Source organism: Cystobacter fuscus, from assembly GCF_002305875.1.
GTDB lineage: Bacteria > Myxococcota > Myxococcia > Myxococcales > Myxococcaceae > Cystobacter > Cystobacter fuscus_A.
This window is the reverse complement of record NZ_CP022098.1, coordinates 9138788-9152778: the sequence shown is the minus strand read 5'-3', so window position 1 is coordinate 9152778 and position 13991 is coordinate 9138788. Positions and strand designations below refer to the sequence as shown.

Genomic DNA, 13991 nt, shown 5'->3' with positions numbered 1-13991 from the left:
CTCAAGTGCGTGGGCGAACGTGTAGCATCGGCCACATCCATGGAACTCAACGAAATCCTCCAGATTGCGCTCCGCGGCGGTGCCTCCGACATCCACCTCAAGGCGGGCCTGCCGCCCATGTTCCGTGTCGACGGCTCGTTGATGCCCCTCAAGGACGGCAAGCGCCTGCCGCCCGAGGAGGTCGCGCGCATGGCCTTCGGCATCATGAACGAGTTCCAGAAGGAGAAGTTCAAGCAGAGCAACGAGGTGGACCTGGCGTACGGAGTGCCGGGGCTCGGGCGCTTCCGCGTGAACGTCTTCCAGCAGCGCGGCACCGTGGGCGCCGTGTTGCGCGTCATCCCCTTCAAGGTGATGACCATCAAGGATCTGCTCCTGCCGCCCATCCTGGAGAAGATCTGCCTGGAGGAGCGCGGGCTGGTGCTCGTCACCGGCACCACGGGCTCGGGCAAGAGCACCACGCTCGCGGGGATGATCGATCACATCAACGCGACCGAGACCAACCACATCATGACGATCGAGGATCCGATCGAGTTCCTCATCCGCGACAAGCGCTCCATCGTGAACCAGCGCGAGGTGGGCGTGGACACGATGTCCTTCGCCCAGGCGCTCAAGAGCGCGCTGCGCCAGGATCCGGACGTCATCCTCGTGGGCGAGATGCGTGACCACGAGACGATTGAAACGGCGCTCTCGGCGGCGGAGACGGGCCACCTGGTGATGTCCACGCTGCACACGCTGGACGCCACGGAGACCATCAACCGCATCGTGTCGGCCTTCCCGCCCTACCAGCAGAAGCAGGTGCGCATCCAGCTTGCGAGCGTGCTCAAGGCGGTGGTGAGCCAGCGTCTGGTGCCGCGCGCGGACGGCAAGGGCCGCGTGGCCGCGGTGGAGGTGCTGCGCTGCACCGCGCGCGTGAAGGAGATGATCGAGGACAAGGACCGCACCAAGGAGATCTCCGACGCCATCTCCCAGGGCACCGACAGCTACGGCATGCAGACCTTCGATCAGTCGCTCATGTCACTGGTGAAGCAGGGGCTCGTCACCTACGAGGAGGCCCACCGGCAGGCCACCAACCCGGATGACTTCGCGCTGCGCTTCTCCGGCATCAGCGCCACCTCGGACTCGAAGTGGGACAACTTCGAGGGCGGGGGCGCGCGTGCCGTGCCGGGCACGGCGGGCTTCGGCCAGAACACCCAGCCGGCCCCGGTGCCGCCCGCCACGCCCTCCCGTCCCACGCCCGTTTCTCGCGCGGGGGTTCCCTCCGTCCAGGGCACTCCGCAGCGTCCGTCCGCTCCCGCCGCGATGGGCTCCCGGACGTCGATTCCCACCGTCCAGGGCACGCCCGCCCGGCCTGCTCCAGCGCCCGCTCCGGCGCCCGCCCCCGCGGCTCCGGCGGCGGACGACGACTTCCAGATCGAGCGCTTCTGACGCGCCGACGGGGACGGGAGGCCGGCTCGCGCTTCAGGCCTCCTCGTCGCCGAGCTGGGCCCGGAGCCGGGACAGGCGCTGGGGGCCGACGAGCCCCTCGCGCGCGAGCACCTGCAGGAAGTCCACGGTGGCGCGCAGGCCCGCCTCCATCTCGGCCTCGGGCTTGCCCTCGATCTCCGCCTCGTAGAGCGCCTCGATGTGCTCGGGGTTGATGGGGGTGGGGCCCTCGTCCCACGCCCCGTTGATGAGCGCCCGGGCCAGGCGCGCCCGGACGTTGCGCTCCGCCTCGTCGCGCGCCGAGCGCTCGAAGCCGATGATGAGCGCATCCACCTGCTCCCGGGTGAGCGCGGCCAGGGCGGGCACCTCGCCGAGCGTCTCCTGGACGTAGGTGCTGTCGAACATCTCCACCTCCTGCTCGTAGCCGAAGGCCTCCTCCATGAGGATGGAGGCGAGGAAGGCGTCCGTCTCGGTGTCGCTCGCGCCCTCGGCCTTGAGGGCCTCGCGCGCCCGGGCGGTGGCGGCGGAGAGGGTGGGGTCCTCGGCGATGGCGCGCGTGGCGGCGTAGGCGGCGAGGAAGACGACGGCGGCCTCGGCATCCGAGGACAGGTGGCGCCGGCCCGAGGTGCCCATCAACGTGGCGCGTTGCTCGGGGTGGTCGGCGGCGGTCTGGGCGAACAGCCGCTCCTCGGGTCCGAGCGGGGCGCCATCCTTCTCCTTCTGGAGCGTCTCGCGGGCGGCTTCGGGGCTGAGGTAGCGGGCGATGAGGGGGTGCATGCCGCGCCTGTTAGCACATGCTAGACAAGCGTCGATGGACTCCGAGGATGCCACGGACGCGGAAGTCGGACGCGCGACGGACGCCTGCCTGCGGCTGCTCAAGGCGCGTGCGCGCAGCCGGCAGGAGCTGCTCGTGGCGCTCGAGCGCAAGGGGTACGCCGAGGCGGTGCGTGAGCGGGCGCTCGCCCGGGTGGAGGGCTGGGGTTATCTGAACGACGAGCGCTTCGCCCGGGACCAGGCCGAGCGGCTGCTGGGTGGGGGGAGGTACGGCCCCGAGGAGGTGCGGCGGCGGCTGGAGGCCCACGGCGTGAGCCCGGAGGCGGCGGGCGCGGCGGTGGCCACGGCCAGTGGAGCGCTGGAGTTCGACGCGGAACAGGCCGCGCGCCAGGTGTTGGAGCAGCGGGGGCTGTCGGGTCGGGAGCTGGATGCCCGGGAGAAGGCCCGGGCGGGCCGCCTCCTGTTCAGCCGGGGCTTCTCCGAGGACATCGTCCAGCGGGTGCTCGGTGACGCGATGCTGGAACCTTCGGGGCCGGACGACTAGCTTGTCCCCCTCCATGCGTCTTCTTCGAGCCGTCTGTCTGTCCGCCGTCCTGTGCACCGTCCCGGGTTGCGCCGCCCTCTCCACCGGCCAGGTGGGAGAGCCCGACTACGCCGCGGTCGCCGAGTCCAACCTCCGCCTGGGCGACGAGGCCCTCGAGCGCAAGGACTTCCTCCAGGCCGAGAAGTACTACGAGCATGTGCGCACCAAGTTCCCCTACCTCGAGGTGGCCAACGAGGCGGAGCTGAGGCTGGCGGATCTCGACTTCGCCCAGGAGCGCTACGCCGAGGCGCGCGAGAAGTTCCAGACCTTCATCAAGCTGCACCCCACGCACCCCAAGGTGGACTACGCCGCGTACCGCACGGCACGCACCCACTTCGAGGATGCTCCCTCGGAGTTCTTCCTCGTGCCTCCGGGGGCGGAGAAGGACCAGACCGAGGTCCAGGCGGCGTTCTCCTCGCTCAACGCGTTCATCCGCCAGTTTCCGAACTCGCAGTACGTGGCGCCGGCGAAGGAGGCGCTCGACACGACGCGCCTGCGGCTGGCCCGGCACGAGCTGTACGTGGCGTCCTTCTACGCGCGGCGCGAGCGGTGGAAGGCGGTGGCGCAGCGGCTGGAGACCCTGCTGAAGAACTACCCGGGCACGCCGCTGGATGAGCGGGCCCTGTTCGATCTGCACGCGGCCTACGTGCGGCTGACGAATGCCGCCGAGGCCCAGCGCACCCTGCAGCGGGTCATCGAGATGCTCCCGGGGACGCCCGCCGCCGAGCGTGCCCGGAGGATGCTCGGCTCGTGAGGAGCACGGAGGACTGGAGCCGGGCGGGCGGAGTGATCATCGCCCTGCTGGCCGCGGGGGTCTCGGTCCTGGTGTTGATGCCGCGCATGTTGGGGCTGGCGACCGGGCCGGAGGTGGAGGTCATCACCTGGCTCAAGCGCACCGAGAGTGACGGCCTGACGCTGCGCGTGCCCGGGGTGGCCGAGCCGCTCCAGGGCCAGGTGCACCACTTCGCGCGCATCACGGTGGACGTGGCGCCGGGGGGCGAGCGCGCCGTGGCCTGGGCGACCCTGGACTTCAAGGGCCGGCTGGGCCGCACCGAGGTCAGCTCCCTGGGCGTGGAGCGGGTGCCCTTCGTGCGCCGCTCGCGGGAGTGGGTGCCGGAGAACCTGGCCGCGCCCCGGCTCGCGGCGGTGGTGGGCGTGCTGGAGGCGCGGCGCAGGGCCCTGGAAGCGGGCGAGCCCGAGGCGCTGCGCTCCCTGCTTCTGCCGGGCGCTCCGGCGGACATGGGGGGAGGGGAGGAGCTGGAGCGCATCTTGAGCCTGAGCAAGCGCCGCTACCGGGTGGAGGCCTGGTACGTGCGACTGGAGCGGGACGACGCGCTGGCCAGCGAGCTGTGGCGCCTGGAGGGCGACCTTCCCTCCCAGCCCGTGGACGACAAGGGGCAGCGCCAGCTCTCTTTGATTCGGCGTGAGGAGGAATTCTTTTTTTCGCCCGGTCTCATGTAGGCTAGGCGCCGTTTCTCACTGGGCTCTCGGGACTGGGCGGGTGGCTGGACGGGAGAGGGCCATGGCAGCACTACTCACCATCGAGGTCGCAGCTCCGTGAGCACTCCGACTCCGGGAAAGACGTACGCGCTCAAGTTCATCTCCGGCAAGTACCAGGGAGGCGAGTTCCCGCTGAAGGCCGGCAAGCAGATCGTCATCGGCCGCTCCAGCGAACTCGACATGGTGCTCGTCGAGGACATGGTGTCGCGCAAGCACGCGCGCATCTCGGTGAACGGCGCGGGGCAGATCTCCATCGAGGACCTGGGCTCGACCAACGGCACGTTCGTCAATGGCGAGAAGGTGAAGCAGTCGACGCTCAAGGAAGGCGACCGCATCCTCATCGGCACCTCCATCCTCAAGCTCATCCACCAGGGCGTGGGCGCGGGCGAGGTCGACGACGCCGTGGCCAAGCAGCGGCTCGAGGAGGTCGCGGTGCAGGCGGCGCGCACCTCGACGAAGGCCTCGTCCATGACGGGGAAGATCGAGGAGATTCCGCTGCCCGACCTGCTCCAGCTCTTCCACACGTCCAAGAAGAACGGCGTGCTGGTGGTGGGCAGCCAGCAGCAGGGGAAGATCTACCTGCGCCAGGGCCGCGTGTACTACGCGGTCATCGACGAGAACCACAACCTGGGGCCGCAGAAGAGCTTCAACCGCATCATCACCTGGGAGCAGGGTGACTTCGAGCTGCGGCCGGCGGACCCGCAGGAGTTCATGGTGGAGATGGACTCGTCCACCGAGGCGCTGCTGATGGACGCGCTGCGGCAGTTGGACGAGTACAAGCGCATCCAGAAGGACTTGCCCGCCATGAGTGCCCGGCTGACCCTGGCCGCGCCCATGACGGCGCCCCTGCGCGAGCTGACGCCGGAGCTCCTGGACGTGCTGCAACTGGTGCACAACCACGGCTCGCTCGCCGAGGTGCTCAACCACGCGCAGCAGGACGACGTGGTGGCGGCCGAGACGGTGTTGCAACTCATCAAGCGCGAGTACGTGCGCGCGAGCTGACGGGAGTCCGTGTGTCCGAGGAGCAGAAGCCGCGCCGGTTGACGGAGCTGTCCCACTGCGCGGGGTGCGCGGCCAAGCTGCCGGCGGCGGACCTGTCGCGGGTGCTGGGCAAGTTGAAGCCCACGAAGGACTCGAAGGCGCTGGTGGGCTTCAACACCCACGACGACGCGGCCGTGTACCGGATGGCGCCGGGCCTGGCGCTGGTGAGCACGGTGGACTTCTTCCCGCCGGTGGTGGACGACCCGTACGACTTCGGGGCCATCGCCGCGGCGAACGCGCTCTCGGACATCTACGCCATGGGCGGCAAGCCCCTGTTCGCCCTCAACCTGGTGGGCTTTCCCGACGACAGGCCCCTGGAGGAGCTGTCGCGCATCCTCGCGGGCGGCCAGGCCAAGGCGGACGAGGCGGGCATCCCCATCCTGGGCGGGCACTCCATCAAGGATCCCGAGCCCAAGTACGGCCTCGCGGTGACGGGCAGCGTGCACCCGAAGAAGGTGCTGACCAACGCCGGGGCGAAGCCCGGGGACGTGCTGCTGCTCACCAAGCCCCTGGGCACGGGCATCGCCACCACGGCCATCAAGCGGGGGCTGGCCTCCGCGGAGCTCACCCAGCGCGTGGTGGCGCAGATGTCCACGCTCAACCGCAAGCCGGGCGAGGTGTTCGCCTCGGGCAAGTTCAAGGTGAATGCCCTCACGGACGTGACGGGCTTCGGCCTCTTGGGTCACCTCCTGGAGATGATGACGGGCGCCAAGACCCGGGGCTTCCTGGACCTGGAGCGCATCCCCATCCTCGCGGAGGTGCCCGCGCTGGCGCAGCAGGGCGTGGTGCCCGGGGGCACGAAGTCCAACCTCGCCCACGTGGGCAAGAAGGTGCGCTTCCCCAAGGGCCTGCCCCAGGACATCCAGTGGGTGCTCGCCGACGCGCAGACCAACGGCGGCCTGCTGGCCTCGGTTCCCGCGCGGGACGCGGCCAAGGCCTTCCGGGCGCTGGAGCGGGCGGGGGTGGACGTGGCCCTCATCGGTGAGGTGGGCGAGGGTCGCCCCGGTATCGAGGTCGTCGGCTGATTAGGAGCGGGCGAGCGGGTGCCCGGGGCGGATTCGCCGCGGTGCGCCGACTCGGGTAGCATCCCGCGCCGGCATGACGTCCCGTCTCCGCGTCCTCGTCCCTTGCCTCGCGTTCCTCCTCGCTCCCCTGGCCTCGCGCGCGGCCGAGCGTCCCGCGCGCATCGTGGTGGATCCGGGCCACGGGGGCGCCCAGGACGGGGCGACCAGTCCCACGGGCGTGCTCGAGAAGGACATCGCCCTGCAGATCGCCCAGCGCGTGCGCGAGCACCTGGAGAAGGAGCTCGGCGCGCAGGTGCTGATGACGCGCGACGAGGACGTGTCGCTGCCCCTGCCCGAGCGGGTGGAGTTCGCCAACAAGCAGCGGCCGGATCTCTTCCTGTCCATCCACTGCAATGCCATGCCCACCAAGCGCACCCGCGCGCGTGTGCAGGGGCTGGAGACGTACTTCCTCTCGGCCAGCGCCTCCAACGCCACCGCGCGCGCGGCCGCGGACCGGGAGAACGCCGAGGCCCCCGCGGCTCGCGCCTCGCGGGGTGACTCCACGCTCGCCTTCATCCTGGATGATCTCGCGCGCACCGAGACGCACCAGGACTCCTCGCGCCTGGCCTACGCCATCCACCCGAAGCTCATCGCGGCTTCTGGGGGCTCGGACCGGGGCGTGTTGCAGGCGCCCTTCTACGTCCTCAATGGCGTCGAGGCGCCCGCCGTCCTCATCGAGGTGGGCTACCTGTCGCACCCCGAGGAGGGCAGCCGTCTGACGCGCGCCGACTACCAGGAGAAGCTCGCCATCGCCATCTCCGGGGGGGTGAAGGCCTTCCTCGCCGAGGTGCGCAAGCGCGATGCCCCCCGGTCCCCCGCGGTGGCCGCTCCCACCGCGCCCTGACCCGGGGCGGCCATTCCCCCCGGACAAGCGGGCCGGGCGTCTGCTAGAGAGCGGCGCCGTTCCCCGTTGCGAGGAGTCTCCCCATGCGGTCCTTCAATCGAGGCGCGTTGGATCTGCGCCCCGTCACCCTCACCCCTGGCATCACCCTGCACGCCGAGGGCTCGACCCAGGTGGAGTTCGGCCACACGCGCGTGCTCGTCACGTGCTCGGTGGAGGATCGGGTGCCGCCGCACCTGATGGGCAAGGGCTCCGGCTGGGTGACGGCCGAGTACGGCATGCTGCCGCGCTCCACGCACACCCGCACCCAGCGCGAGGCCGCCAAGGGCAAGCAGACCGGACGCACGCTGGAGATCCAGCGGCTCATCGGCCGCGCCCTGCGTGCCTCGGTGGACCTGCCGGGCCTGGGCGTGCGCACCTTCACCCTGGACTGTGACGTGCTCCAGGCGGACGGCGGCACCCGCACCGCCTCCATCACCGGGGCCTACGTGGCCCTGGCGCTCGCCCTGCGCAAGCTGCACAAGAGCGGGGTGATGAAGACCATGCCCAAGCTCCTGCCCCTGGCCGCGGTGTCCGTGGGCGTGGTCAACGGCGAGGTGCGCGTGGACCTGGACTACGAGGAGGACTCCTCGGCCGACGTGGACCTGAACCTGGTGGCCACCGGGGACGGCCGCATCGTCGAGGTGCAGGGCACCGCCGAGCACAAGATGTTCGACCGCAAGACGCTGGACGTCATGCTGGACGCGGGACTGGCCGCCATCCGCCAGCTCACCGAGGCGCAGGCGAAGGTCCTGGGAGTCTGAGCGCATGAAGACCCGTCTGCTCTTCGCCACCACCAATCAGGGCAAGCTGCGCGAGCTGCGCGGCCTCGTGGGCGACGCCGTGGAGGTGGTCTCCCTCAAGGACCTGCCCCCCATCCCCGAGCCCGTGGAGGATGGCGCCACGTTCGAGGAGAACGCCCGGAAGAAGGCCCGCGCCTACGCGGAGGCCAGCGGGCTGCCCGTCCTGGCGGATGACTCGGGGCTGTGCGTGGATGCCCTGGGCGGCCGTCCCGGTGTGCACTCGGCGCGCTACGCCGAGGGGGATGATCGCGCGCGCTACGAGAAGCTGCTCGCGGAGCTGTCCGGGGTTCCCGACGAGCGGCGCACCGCGGCCTTCGTCTGCGCGCTGTGCCTGGCGCTTCCCGGCTCGGAGACGTCCTTCGTGGAGGTGGGCCGCTGCGAGGGCCGGATCGGCCACGCGCCCAGAGGCTCGCACGGCTTCGGGTATGATCCGGTCTTCGAGCTGCCGGGAGGGCGTGCCCTGGCGGAGCTGACGTCGGAGGAGAAGGCCACGGTGTCGCACCGGGGCGCGGCCTTCTCGAAGATGAAGCCCCGTCTGCTGGCGCTGGCCGGAAGCGGAACCGTCGGAAGGTGAGCAGGCGTCAGGAAGGTTGTCCTTGCGCGTCCGGTGCGGATGCAGCAAGAATAGGCACCTTCATCGGGGCGTAGCGCAGCCTGGTAGCGCACCTGCCTTGGGCGCAGGGGGTCGGAGGTTCGAATCCTCTCGCCCCGATATCGTTGGGTCATACGGCTTGGGTGCCAGTAGCTCAGCTGGATAGAGCATCGGCCTTCTAAGCCGAGGGTCGTGGGTTCGAGTCCCGCCTGGCGCGTACCTCTAGGGGTTGGAGTTCCTGGGATGAGTTCCCTCGGATTCCAACCCCTTCTTTTTTCTCCTCCTGTCAGGGATTCAGGGGGAGGGGAGACGGCGCGCCGCGCGGGTTCGAGCCAACGGGCTGGTGCGGCCTTTGAGGTTCTGGTTCGCGTGCGCCTCGGCCGGCTGCTGCGTGCAGCTCATGACTGCTCAGGTGATGCCCGGAGCCTGCTTGTCCCAGTTCAACACCCTCTCAGGGCGAACATGCTCCATGTGCTGTGGTGCAATCATGGCTCGTCGCGGCTCGCGATGAGCAGTGACAAGACAATCCGCTCAATCCCTCTAGCGGTTACCTGGCGAGTAGTCGACCGCAGTTCCTTCTTGACTGCACTGGGGGCAAGTTATCTGCTGAGATTTGGTGCCATCAGTAGGCTTTATGTGCATCCGGCTCGACGAGCAGAGGGCTTCGGGTGCATCACCCGCGAACGTTCGTGACGGATCATGAGTTCCTCATCCATTACCCTGAAGACCGCCGATGACATCGCCAAGATGCGGCGGGTTGGCTTGATTGTCGCGGACGTTCTCGATGCTGTCGAGGCCGCCTGTCGCCCGGGTGTGTCCACATGGGAGCTCAACGAGGTTGCCAACGAGGTGATGACCAAGGCTGGAGCGACCTCGGCGTTCCTGGGATACGCGCCGCATGGCGCGCCCCCGTACCCCGGAGTGCTCTGCACCTCGGTGAATGAGGTGGTGGTCCACGGCATCCCGAGGAAGGACGTGATCCTCAAGGATGGGGACATCATTGGGATCGACTTCGCTTGTTACAAGGAAGGCTTCTGCGCTGACTCGGCCCGGAGCATCGGGATTGGAACCATCAGCGAGGAGGCGCGCCGGCTGATTGAAGTGACGCGAGCGTCCTTGGACAAGGCCATCGCCGCTTGCGTCCATGGCAACCGCCTGGATGACATTGGCTGGGCCGTCCAGAGCCACGTCGAGAAGCATGGTTTCTCCGTGGTGAAGGAGTTCTGCGGGCACGGCATCGGGCGCTTCATGCACGAGTCTCCCTCGGTCCCCAACTTCGGCTCGCCCGGCCATGGACTCCGGCTCAAGCGGGGCATGGTGCTGGCGATCGAGCCGATGGTCAACGCGGGCAGGGAGGATATCGAGGTGCTCGGTGATGGGTGGACCGCCGTCACCCAGGATCGTCGGCTCGCCGCCCACGTCGAGCACTCCGTGGCCATCACGGGTCATGGTCCGGTGGTTCTCACGCGCCGCTGAGTGCTGCTTGGGCTCCCTCCCGCCGGCCTCGGTGGGGCGGGGAGCCTTGCTTGCGTTCGCGGTGGCGTGTTCCAGAGTCAAACACCTGCGGCTGTGTCAAACACCTGCGGCTTTCCTGCTGTGAGCCACATGGGTATGGCAGACAACACGAGCAGGGTTTCTCAAGTCAAGTGTCTCTGATCTACAAAGACAATGTCTTTCAGCGCTGGGTCAACACCCGGCACGAGGCCATCGGCAAGGTTTTTCGCAACATCTCTACTTCACCGAGACGGTGATGGAGAAGCTCGAGCGGAAGGCGGTGCCTGCCTTCAGCGGGTACAAGCGGGTGATGCTGAGCACCCGGTAGGTCTGCTTCCCGCAGGCAGTCGGTCGACGCCTCGGCCGAGGGGGTCCACCGCCTGCCATGAGTCGTGCTACTGGAGGGAGGGCCAGGAGCGGTGGGAACTGATGGACACACCGCTCCTGGTGGTGGGGGATGCCGACACCGGCTTTGGAGGCCGGGTCCCCACAAAGGGCTTGTGTTCGGCCGGTTTCCACGGTAGGGAAGCCCCGCGTTTCAGCACGGTTTTCGCCCGTGATGGCGGCCATAGCTCAACTGGTTAGAGCGCAGGACTGTGACTCCTGAGGTTACCGGTTCGATCCCGGTTGGCCGCCCACCTGAAACCCTCTTTCCCGCGCCTATAGCTCAACTGGATAGAGCATCGGCCTTCGAAGCCGAGGGTTGGGGGTTCAAGTCCCTCTGGGCGCACAGCAGCACCCCCTCGTCGAGGGTGCCGCCGCCGGGGACTGCTTCACTTCCACTTCAGACCTTGGCGTCGTTCGCCGCCGGAACACGGCAGCGCAGCTCGGCCTCGATCTCCAGCGCCGCGAGGTTCTCGCGCATCGCCCGGGCCCACTTCGCCTTGGGCTGCTCCATCAGCTTCTCGTGCGCCAGGTCGATGGTCTCGGCGAGCTCCTCGTCGCTGAGCTCCGAGGCCATCTTCCCCTTGTTGTTGCCGAACGCCACCACCACCGACGCGCTCTTGAGCTTCGCGGGCGGGGCCTCGCTCGTGCCCGCCTGCTCGGCGGCGGGGCGCGCCTTCACGGGCTCCGGAGTGGGCTCGGGCTCACGCGCGGGTTCCTTCTCCCTGGCCAGCTCCTGCACCGGCGCGGGCGTCGGCTCCTTCTCCTCGCGCACCTCGCGCGCGGAGGTGGGGAAGGACGCCTTGACCGGACCGGGCCTCGTGCCGAGCATCTCGTAGTTGGCCGGAGCCGCCGGGGCGGCGGGCTCGCTCGGGGCGTCGAACTCCTCGGCCGGCATCTCCTCGCGCACGTACAGTCCGCCGAAGGCCTCGGGGTACGCCTTGCGCAGCGCCGCCACACGCGCGCACTTCTCGATCATCGTCGTGGGAATCTTCGCCCACAGGGGCGTCTGCTGCACGTAGCCCGCGAAGTCCAGCCACACCACCACGGGCAGCTTCGCGTCGCGCACCACGCGCGCCCAGGCGCCCACCAGGCTGCCCTTGCGCTTGGCCGGGTTGAAGCGGTGCACCACCTCGCCCTTGCCCTGATCCACGATGATCTCATCCTCGGCGTACACCGCGCTCGCCTGGATGCCGCGGAAGTCCGGGAAGCGTTCGGCACGTGCCAGCATCCCCGCCTCCGAGGGCTGGAACTCGTGCCGGGACACCCAGTTGGGCCGCTCCCGGTTCCCCACGTTCTGTCGCCGGGCCACGCAGAAGGCCTCCTTGAGCAACGGGTCCAACCCGGAGCGCTTGCACTGTTCAATGAAGAGGGCGAACTCGTCGTCCCCGATGCCTCGGGGGCAGATGGTCCGCCGGATGAGCTCCACGCGCTCGGGGTTCCACTGTCCGGCCGTCGTATCCACCTTGTTGTGCGCTTCCATTCCGCTTCTTCTCCGCCTTCGAAAAGGGCGGACGACCACCGTCCGCCCGCGCTCGGGACTGATTCAACCCTGTAGCAAGGTCATTCTATCCGTCCGGCTATACGGATGTTCAGGCCCCTTTCGAGGGCGGCCGGAGGGCGGACAGGGGATCGCGGAGGGCTCGGGCGAGCGGGCGGGGGAGGCGAAAACGGGTGCGAAAAAAGAGTTTGACGTGGGCGGCGTGGAAACGTACAAGCCGTCCCCGTCGACGCGTGGTGACGAACCGCTCGGCGACGCAAGTAGGAAGGTCGGGAGCGTAGCTCAATTGGTAGAGCAATGGACTCTTAATCCATAGGTTGTGGGTTCGATTCCCTCCGCTCTCAACGACACGACGGGGCTCCCTCAGAGATGAGGGGGCCCCGTTTCTTTTCCCGCTCCCTGGATGGCCGGTGCCGGGTTCCGGGGTTGTTGGCCGGAGCGGGGGCACGGCAGCGCACCCGGGCGGGTGGCGGAACTGGTAGACGCGCCAGACTTAGGATCTGGTATCGCAAGGTGTGAGGGTTCGAGTCCCTCCTCGCCCACTCTGGCCCTTTCGCGTTGACCGGGCCTGTCCTATCTCCTAAACGCGGACCCCCACATCTCTTCACCCATCCGACACGTCGGCGCCCTCTGGGGGCCGGCGCGAGCGAGGCATCACATGAAGGTCCAGGTCGAGGAGCTCTCTCCCATCGAGAAGAAGCTCTCCATCGAGGTCGACACCGCCCGCGTGGCCGAGGAACTCACCCGCGCGTACTCCGCCCTGGGCAAGCAGGTGAAGCTGCCCGGCTTCCGGCAGGGCAAGGTGCCCCGGCGCATCCTCGAGCAGCGCTTCCGTGAGCGGGTGGAGGACGACGTCATCCAGCGCGTGGTGCAGAGCGCCTGGCTGGAGGCCGTGCGGGACCACAAGGTGGAGGCGGTGGCTCCTCCCCAGGTGCTGAACAACTCGGGCCTGAAGACCAACGCCCCCTTCACCTTCGAGGCCCGCGTCGAGGTCAAGCCCCAGGTGGAGGCCAAGGACTACCAGGGCCTGCCGCTCACGCGTGTGGACTCCCAGGTGACGGACGCCGAGGTGGACGAGCGCCTGGAGCAACTGCGCCAGAACATGGCGCGGCTCGATGCGGTCGAGGGCCGGGACGTCGCGCAGGCGGGCGACTTCGCCACCGTCGACTACGAGGCGCTCGTGGACGGCAAGGAGTTCCCCGGCAGCAAGGCCGAGGGCGTGACGGTGGAGCTGGCGCCCGGTGAGCTGGTGGAGTCCAACGTGGCGGCGCTCGAGGGCGCCAAGGTGGGCGAGACCCGGGAGCTGGACTACACCTTCCCGGCCGACTACCGCGTCGAGGACGTGAAGGGCAAGACGGCCCGCTTCAAGTTCCACGTGAAGGGGCTCAAGAAGAAGATCATCCCCGAGCTCAACGACGACTTCGCCAAGGAGGCGGGCGAGACGCAGTCGCTCGCGGAGCTGCGCACGAAGATCCGCACCGACCTGGAGCTCAACAAGAAGAACAAGGCGCAGGGTGAGGAGCGCGAGGCCCTCATCAAGGCGCTCGTCGAGCGCAACGCGTTCGAGGTGCCCCGTTCCATGGTGGAGCGCACCATCGATCAGATGCTCGAGCAGCGGCTGCGCGCCATGGCGCGCATGGGCATGGATCCGCGCCGGCTCAACCTGGACTTCGCGCGGCTGCGCGAGGAGCTGCGCGAGGAGGCCCTCCGGGAGGTGCGCGGGGCGCTGCTCTTCGAGTCCATCGCGCTCAAGGAGAACCTCAAGACGAGCGACGAGGACGTGGAGAAGAAGATCGCCGAGCTGGCCAAGGAGGCCAACCAGTCCATCGACGTCGTCCGCAAGTACTTCAAGGGGCCCGAGGAGCGGCAGGGGTTGAGCCTGCGACTCCGCGAAGAAAAGACGATTGAATTCCTCAAGGGCCAGGCGAAGTATTCCTAGGCGTCTTTTCGTTC

At 68.7% G+C, this 13991-nt stretch carries 13 protein-coding genes and 6 tRNA genes; 17 read left to right on the top strand and 2 right to left on the bottom strand.

Annotation, left to right across the window (positions count from 1 at the left end; genetic code table 11):
• Positions 1-39: 39 nt before the first annotated feature.
• On the top strand, positions 40-1425 hold the full coding sequence (locus CYFUS_RS37020) for a type IV pilus twitching motility protein PilT (protein WP_095989486.1): 1386 nt from the start codon (positions 40-42) through the stop codon (positions 1423-1425).
• A gap of 33 nt (positions 1426-1458) precedes the next feature.
• Here the strand turns inward: CYFUS_RS37020 and CYFUS_RS37015 are convergent, their stop codons facing one another.
• Positions 1459-2199, bottom strand: a complete 741-nt coding sequence (locus tag CYFUS_RS37015) for a hypothetical protein (RefSeq protein WP_095989485.1) — start codon at positions 2197-2199, stop codon at positions 1459-1461.
• Between the two features lie 34 nt (positions 2200-2233).
• On the opposite strand from CYFUS_RS37015, the gene CYFUS_RS37010 reads away from it, so the two are divergent.
• The 13 genes from CYFUS_RS37010 to CYFUS_RS36950 all read left to right on the top strand — a co-directional run bounded on the left by CYFUS_RS37010 (position 2234) and on the right by CYFUS_RS36950 (position 10883).
• Positions 2234-2740: a regulatory protein RecX gene (locus CYFUS_RS37010; RefSeq protein ID WP_095989484.1), complete on the top strand. Its 507-nt coding sequence runs from the start codon at positions 2234-2236 to the stop codon at positions 2738-2740.
• A gap of 13 nt (positions 2741-2753) precedes the next feature.
• The gene (locus CYFUS_RS37005; RefSeq protein WP_095992456.1) at positions 2754-3533 is read left to right on the top strand and encodes an outer membrane protein assembly factor BamD; all 780 of its coding nucleotides are present in this window, start codon (positions 2754-2756) and stop codon (positions 3531-3533) included.
• Positions 3530-4240 carry a hypothetical protein gene (locus CYFUS_RS37000; RefSeq protein ID WP_095989483.1) on the top strand — a complete coding sequence of 237 codons (711 nt, stop codon included), beginning with the start codon at positions 3530-3532 and terminating at the stop codon, positions 4238-4240. The genes CYFUS_RS37005 and CYFUS_RS37000 overlap by 4 nt, the downstream gene beginning before the upstream one ends.
• A 96-nt stretch (positions 4241-4336) precedes the next feature.
• Positions 4337-5281: a DUF4388 domain-containing protein gene (locus tag CYFUS_RS36995; protein ID WP_095989482.1), complete on the top strand. Its 945-nt coding sequence runs from the start codon at positions 4337-4339 to the stop codon at positions 5279-5281.
• A gap of 11 nt (positions 5282-5292) precedes the next feature.
• Positions 5293-6345: a selenide, water dikinase SelD gene (gene selD / locus CYFUS_RS36990; RefSeq protein WP_095989481.1), complete on the top strand. Its 1053-nt coding sequence runs from the start codon at positions 5293-5295 to the stop codon at positions 6343-6345.
• Between the two features lie 73 nt (positions 6346-6418).
• Entirely contained in the window at positions 6419-7228 is an 810-nt protein-coding gene (locus CYFUS_RS36985) for an N-acetylmuramoyl-L-alanine amidase family protein (protein ID WP_095989480.1), read from the top strand.
• Between the two features lie 83 nt (positions 7229-7311).
• A complete protein-coding gene (rph, locus tag CYFUS_RS36980) occupies positions 7312-8028 on the top strand; it encodes a ribonuclease PH (RefSeq protein WP_095989479.1) in 717 nt (238 codons plus the stop codon).
• Positions 8029-8032: 4 nt separating this feature from the next.
• On the top strand, positions 8033-8641 hold the full coding sequence (gene rdgB / locus CYFUS_RS36975) for an RdgB/HAM1 family non-canonical purine NTP pyrophosphatase (protein WP_095989478.1): 609 nt from the start codon (positions 8033-8035) through the stop codon (positions 8639-8641).
• A gap of 64 nt (positions 8642-8705) precedes the next feature.
• A tRNA-Pro gene (locus tag CYFUS_RS36970) sits at positions 8706-8779 on the top strand.
• 23 nt (positions 8780-8802) lie between these two features.
• Positions 8803-8876: transfer RNA gene (locus tag CYFUS_RS36965), tRNA-Arg, on the top strand.
• A 482-nt stretch (positions 8877-9358) separates the two neighbouring features.
• Positions 9359-10135 carry a type I methionyl aminopeptidase gene (gene map / locus CYFUS_RS36960; RefSeq protein ID WP_095989477.1) on the top strand — a complete coding sequence of 259 codons (777 nt, stop codon included), beginning with the start codon at positions 9359-9361 and terminating at the stop codon, positions 10133-10135.
• 580 nt (positions 10136-10715) lie between these two features.
• Positions 10716-10789, top strand: a tRNA-His gene (locus tag CYFUS_RS36955).
• A gap of 20 nt (positions 10790-10809) precedes the next feature.
• Positions 10810-10883 (top strand) — tRNA-Arg (locus CYFUS_RS36950).
• 54 nt (positions 10884-10937) lie between these two features.
• On the opposite strand, the gene bet is transcribed toward CYFUS_RS36950, so the two are convergent.
• Positions 10938-12020, bottom strand: a complete 1083-nt coding sequence (bet, locus tag CYFUS_RS36945) for a phage recombination protein Bet (protein ID WP_095989476.1) — start codon at positions 12018-12020, stop codon at positions 10938-10940.
• A gap of 289 nt (positions 12021-12309) precedes the next feature.
• Here bet and CYFUS_RS36940 point away from each other — a divergent pair.
• The 3 genes from CYFUS_RS36940 (at position 12310) to tig (ending at position 13977) form a co-directional block, all read left to right on the top strand.
• Positions 12310-12382, top strand: a tRNA-Lys gene (locus CYFUS_RS36940).
• A 116-nt stretch (positions 12383-12498) separates the two neighbouring features.
• Positions 12499-12580: transfer RNA gene (locus CYFUS_RS36935), tRNA-Leu, on the top strand.
• Positions 12581-12696: 116 nt separating this feature from the next.
• The gene (gene tig, locus CYFUS_RS36930; protein ID WP_095989475.1) at positions 12697-13977 is read left to right on the top strand and encodes a trigger factor; all 1281 of its coding nucleotides are present in this window, start codon (positions 12697-12699) and stop codon (positions 13975-13977) included.
• The last annotated feature ends 14 nt before the right edge of the window (positions 13978-13991 follow it).

What these genes read in the sequence shown, in the direction of transcription:
- CYFUS_RS37015 (WP_095989485.1), bottom strand. Translation starts at nt 2,199, where the DNA reads ATGCACCCCCTCATCGCCCGCTACCTCAGCCCCGAAGCCGCCCGCGAG.
- CYFUS_RS37010 (WP_095989484.1), top strand. Translation starts at nt 2,234, where the DNA reads ATGGACTCCGAGGATGCCACGGACGCGGAAGTCGGACGCGCGACGGAC.
- rdgB (WP_095989478.1), top strand. Translation starts at nt 8,033, where the DNA reads ATGAAGACCCGTCTGCTCTTCGCCACCACCAATCAGGGCAAGCTGCGC.
- rph (WP_095989479.1), top strand. Translation starts at nt 7,312, where the DNA reads ATGCGGTCCTTCAATCGAGGCGCGTTGGATCTGCGCCCCGTCACCCTC.
- tig (WP_095989475.1), top strand. Translation starts at nt 12,697, where the DNA reads ATGAAGGTCCAGGTCGAGGAGCTCTCTCCCATCGAGAAGAAGCTCTCC.
- CYFUS_RS36985 (WP_095989480.1), top strand. Translation starts at nt 6,419, where the DNA reads ATGACGTCCCGTCTCCGCGTCCTCGTCCCTTGCCTCGCGTTCCTCCTC.
- map (WP_095989477.1), top strand. Translation starts at nt 9,359, where the DNA reads ATGAGTTCCTCATCCATTACCCTGAAGACCGCCGATGACATCGCCAAG.
- bet (WP_095989476.1), bottom strand. Translation starts at nt 12,020, where the DNA reads ATGGAAGCGCACAACAAGGTGGATACGACGGCCGGACAGTGGAACCCC.
- CYFUS_RS37005 (WP_095992456.1), top strand. Translation starts at nt 2,754, where the DNA reads ATGCGTCTTCTTCGAGCCGTCTGTCTGTCCGCCGTCCTGTGCACCGTC.
- CYFUS_RS37020 (WP_095989486.1), top strand. Translation starts at nt 40, where the DNA reads ATGGAACTCAACGAAATCCTCCAGATTGCGCTCCGCGGCGGTGCCTCC.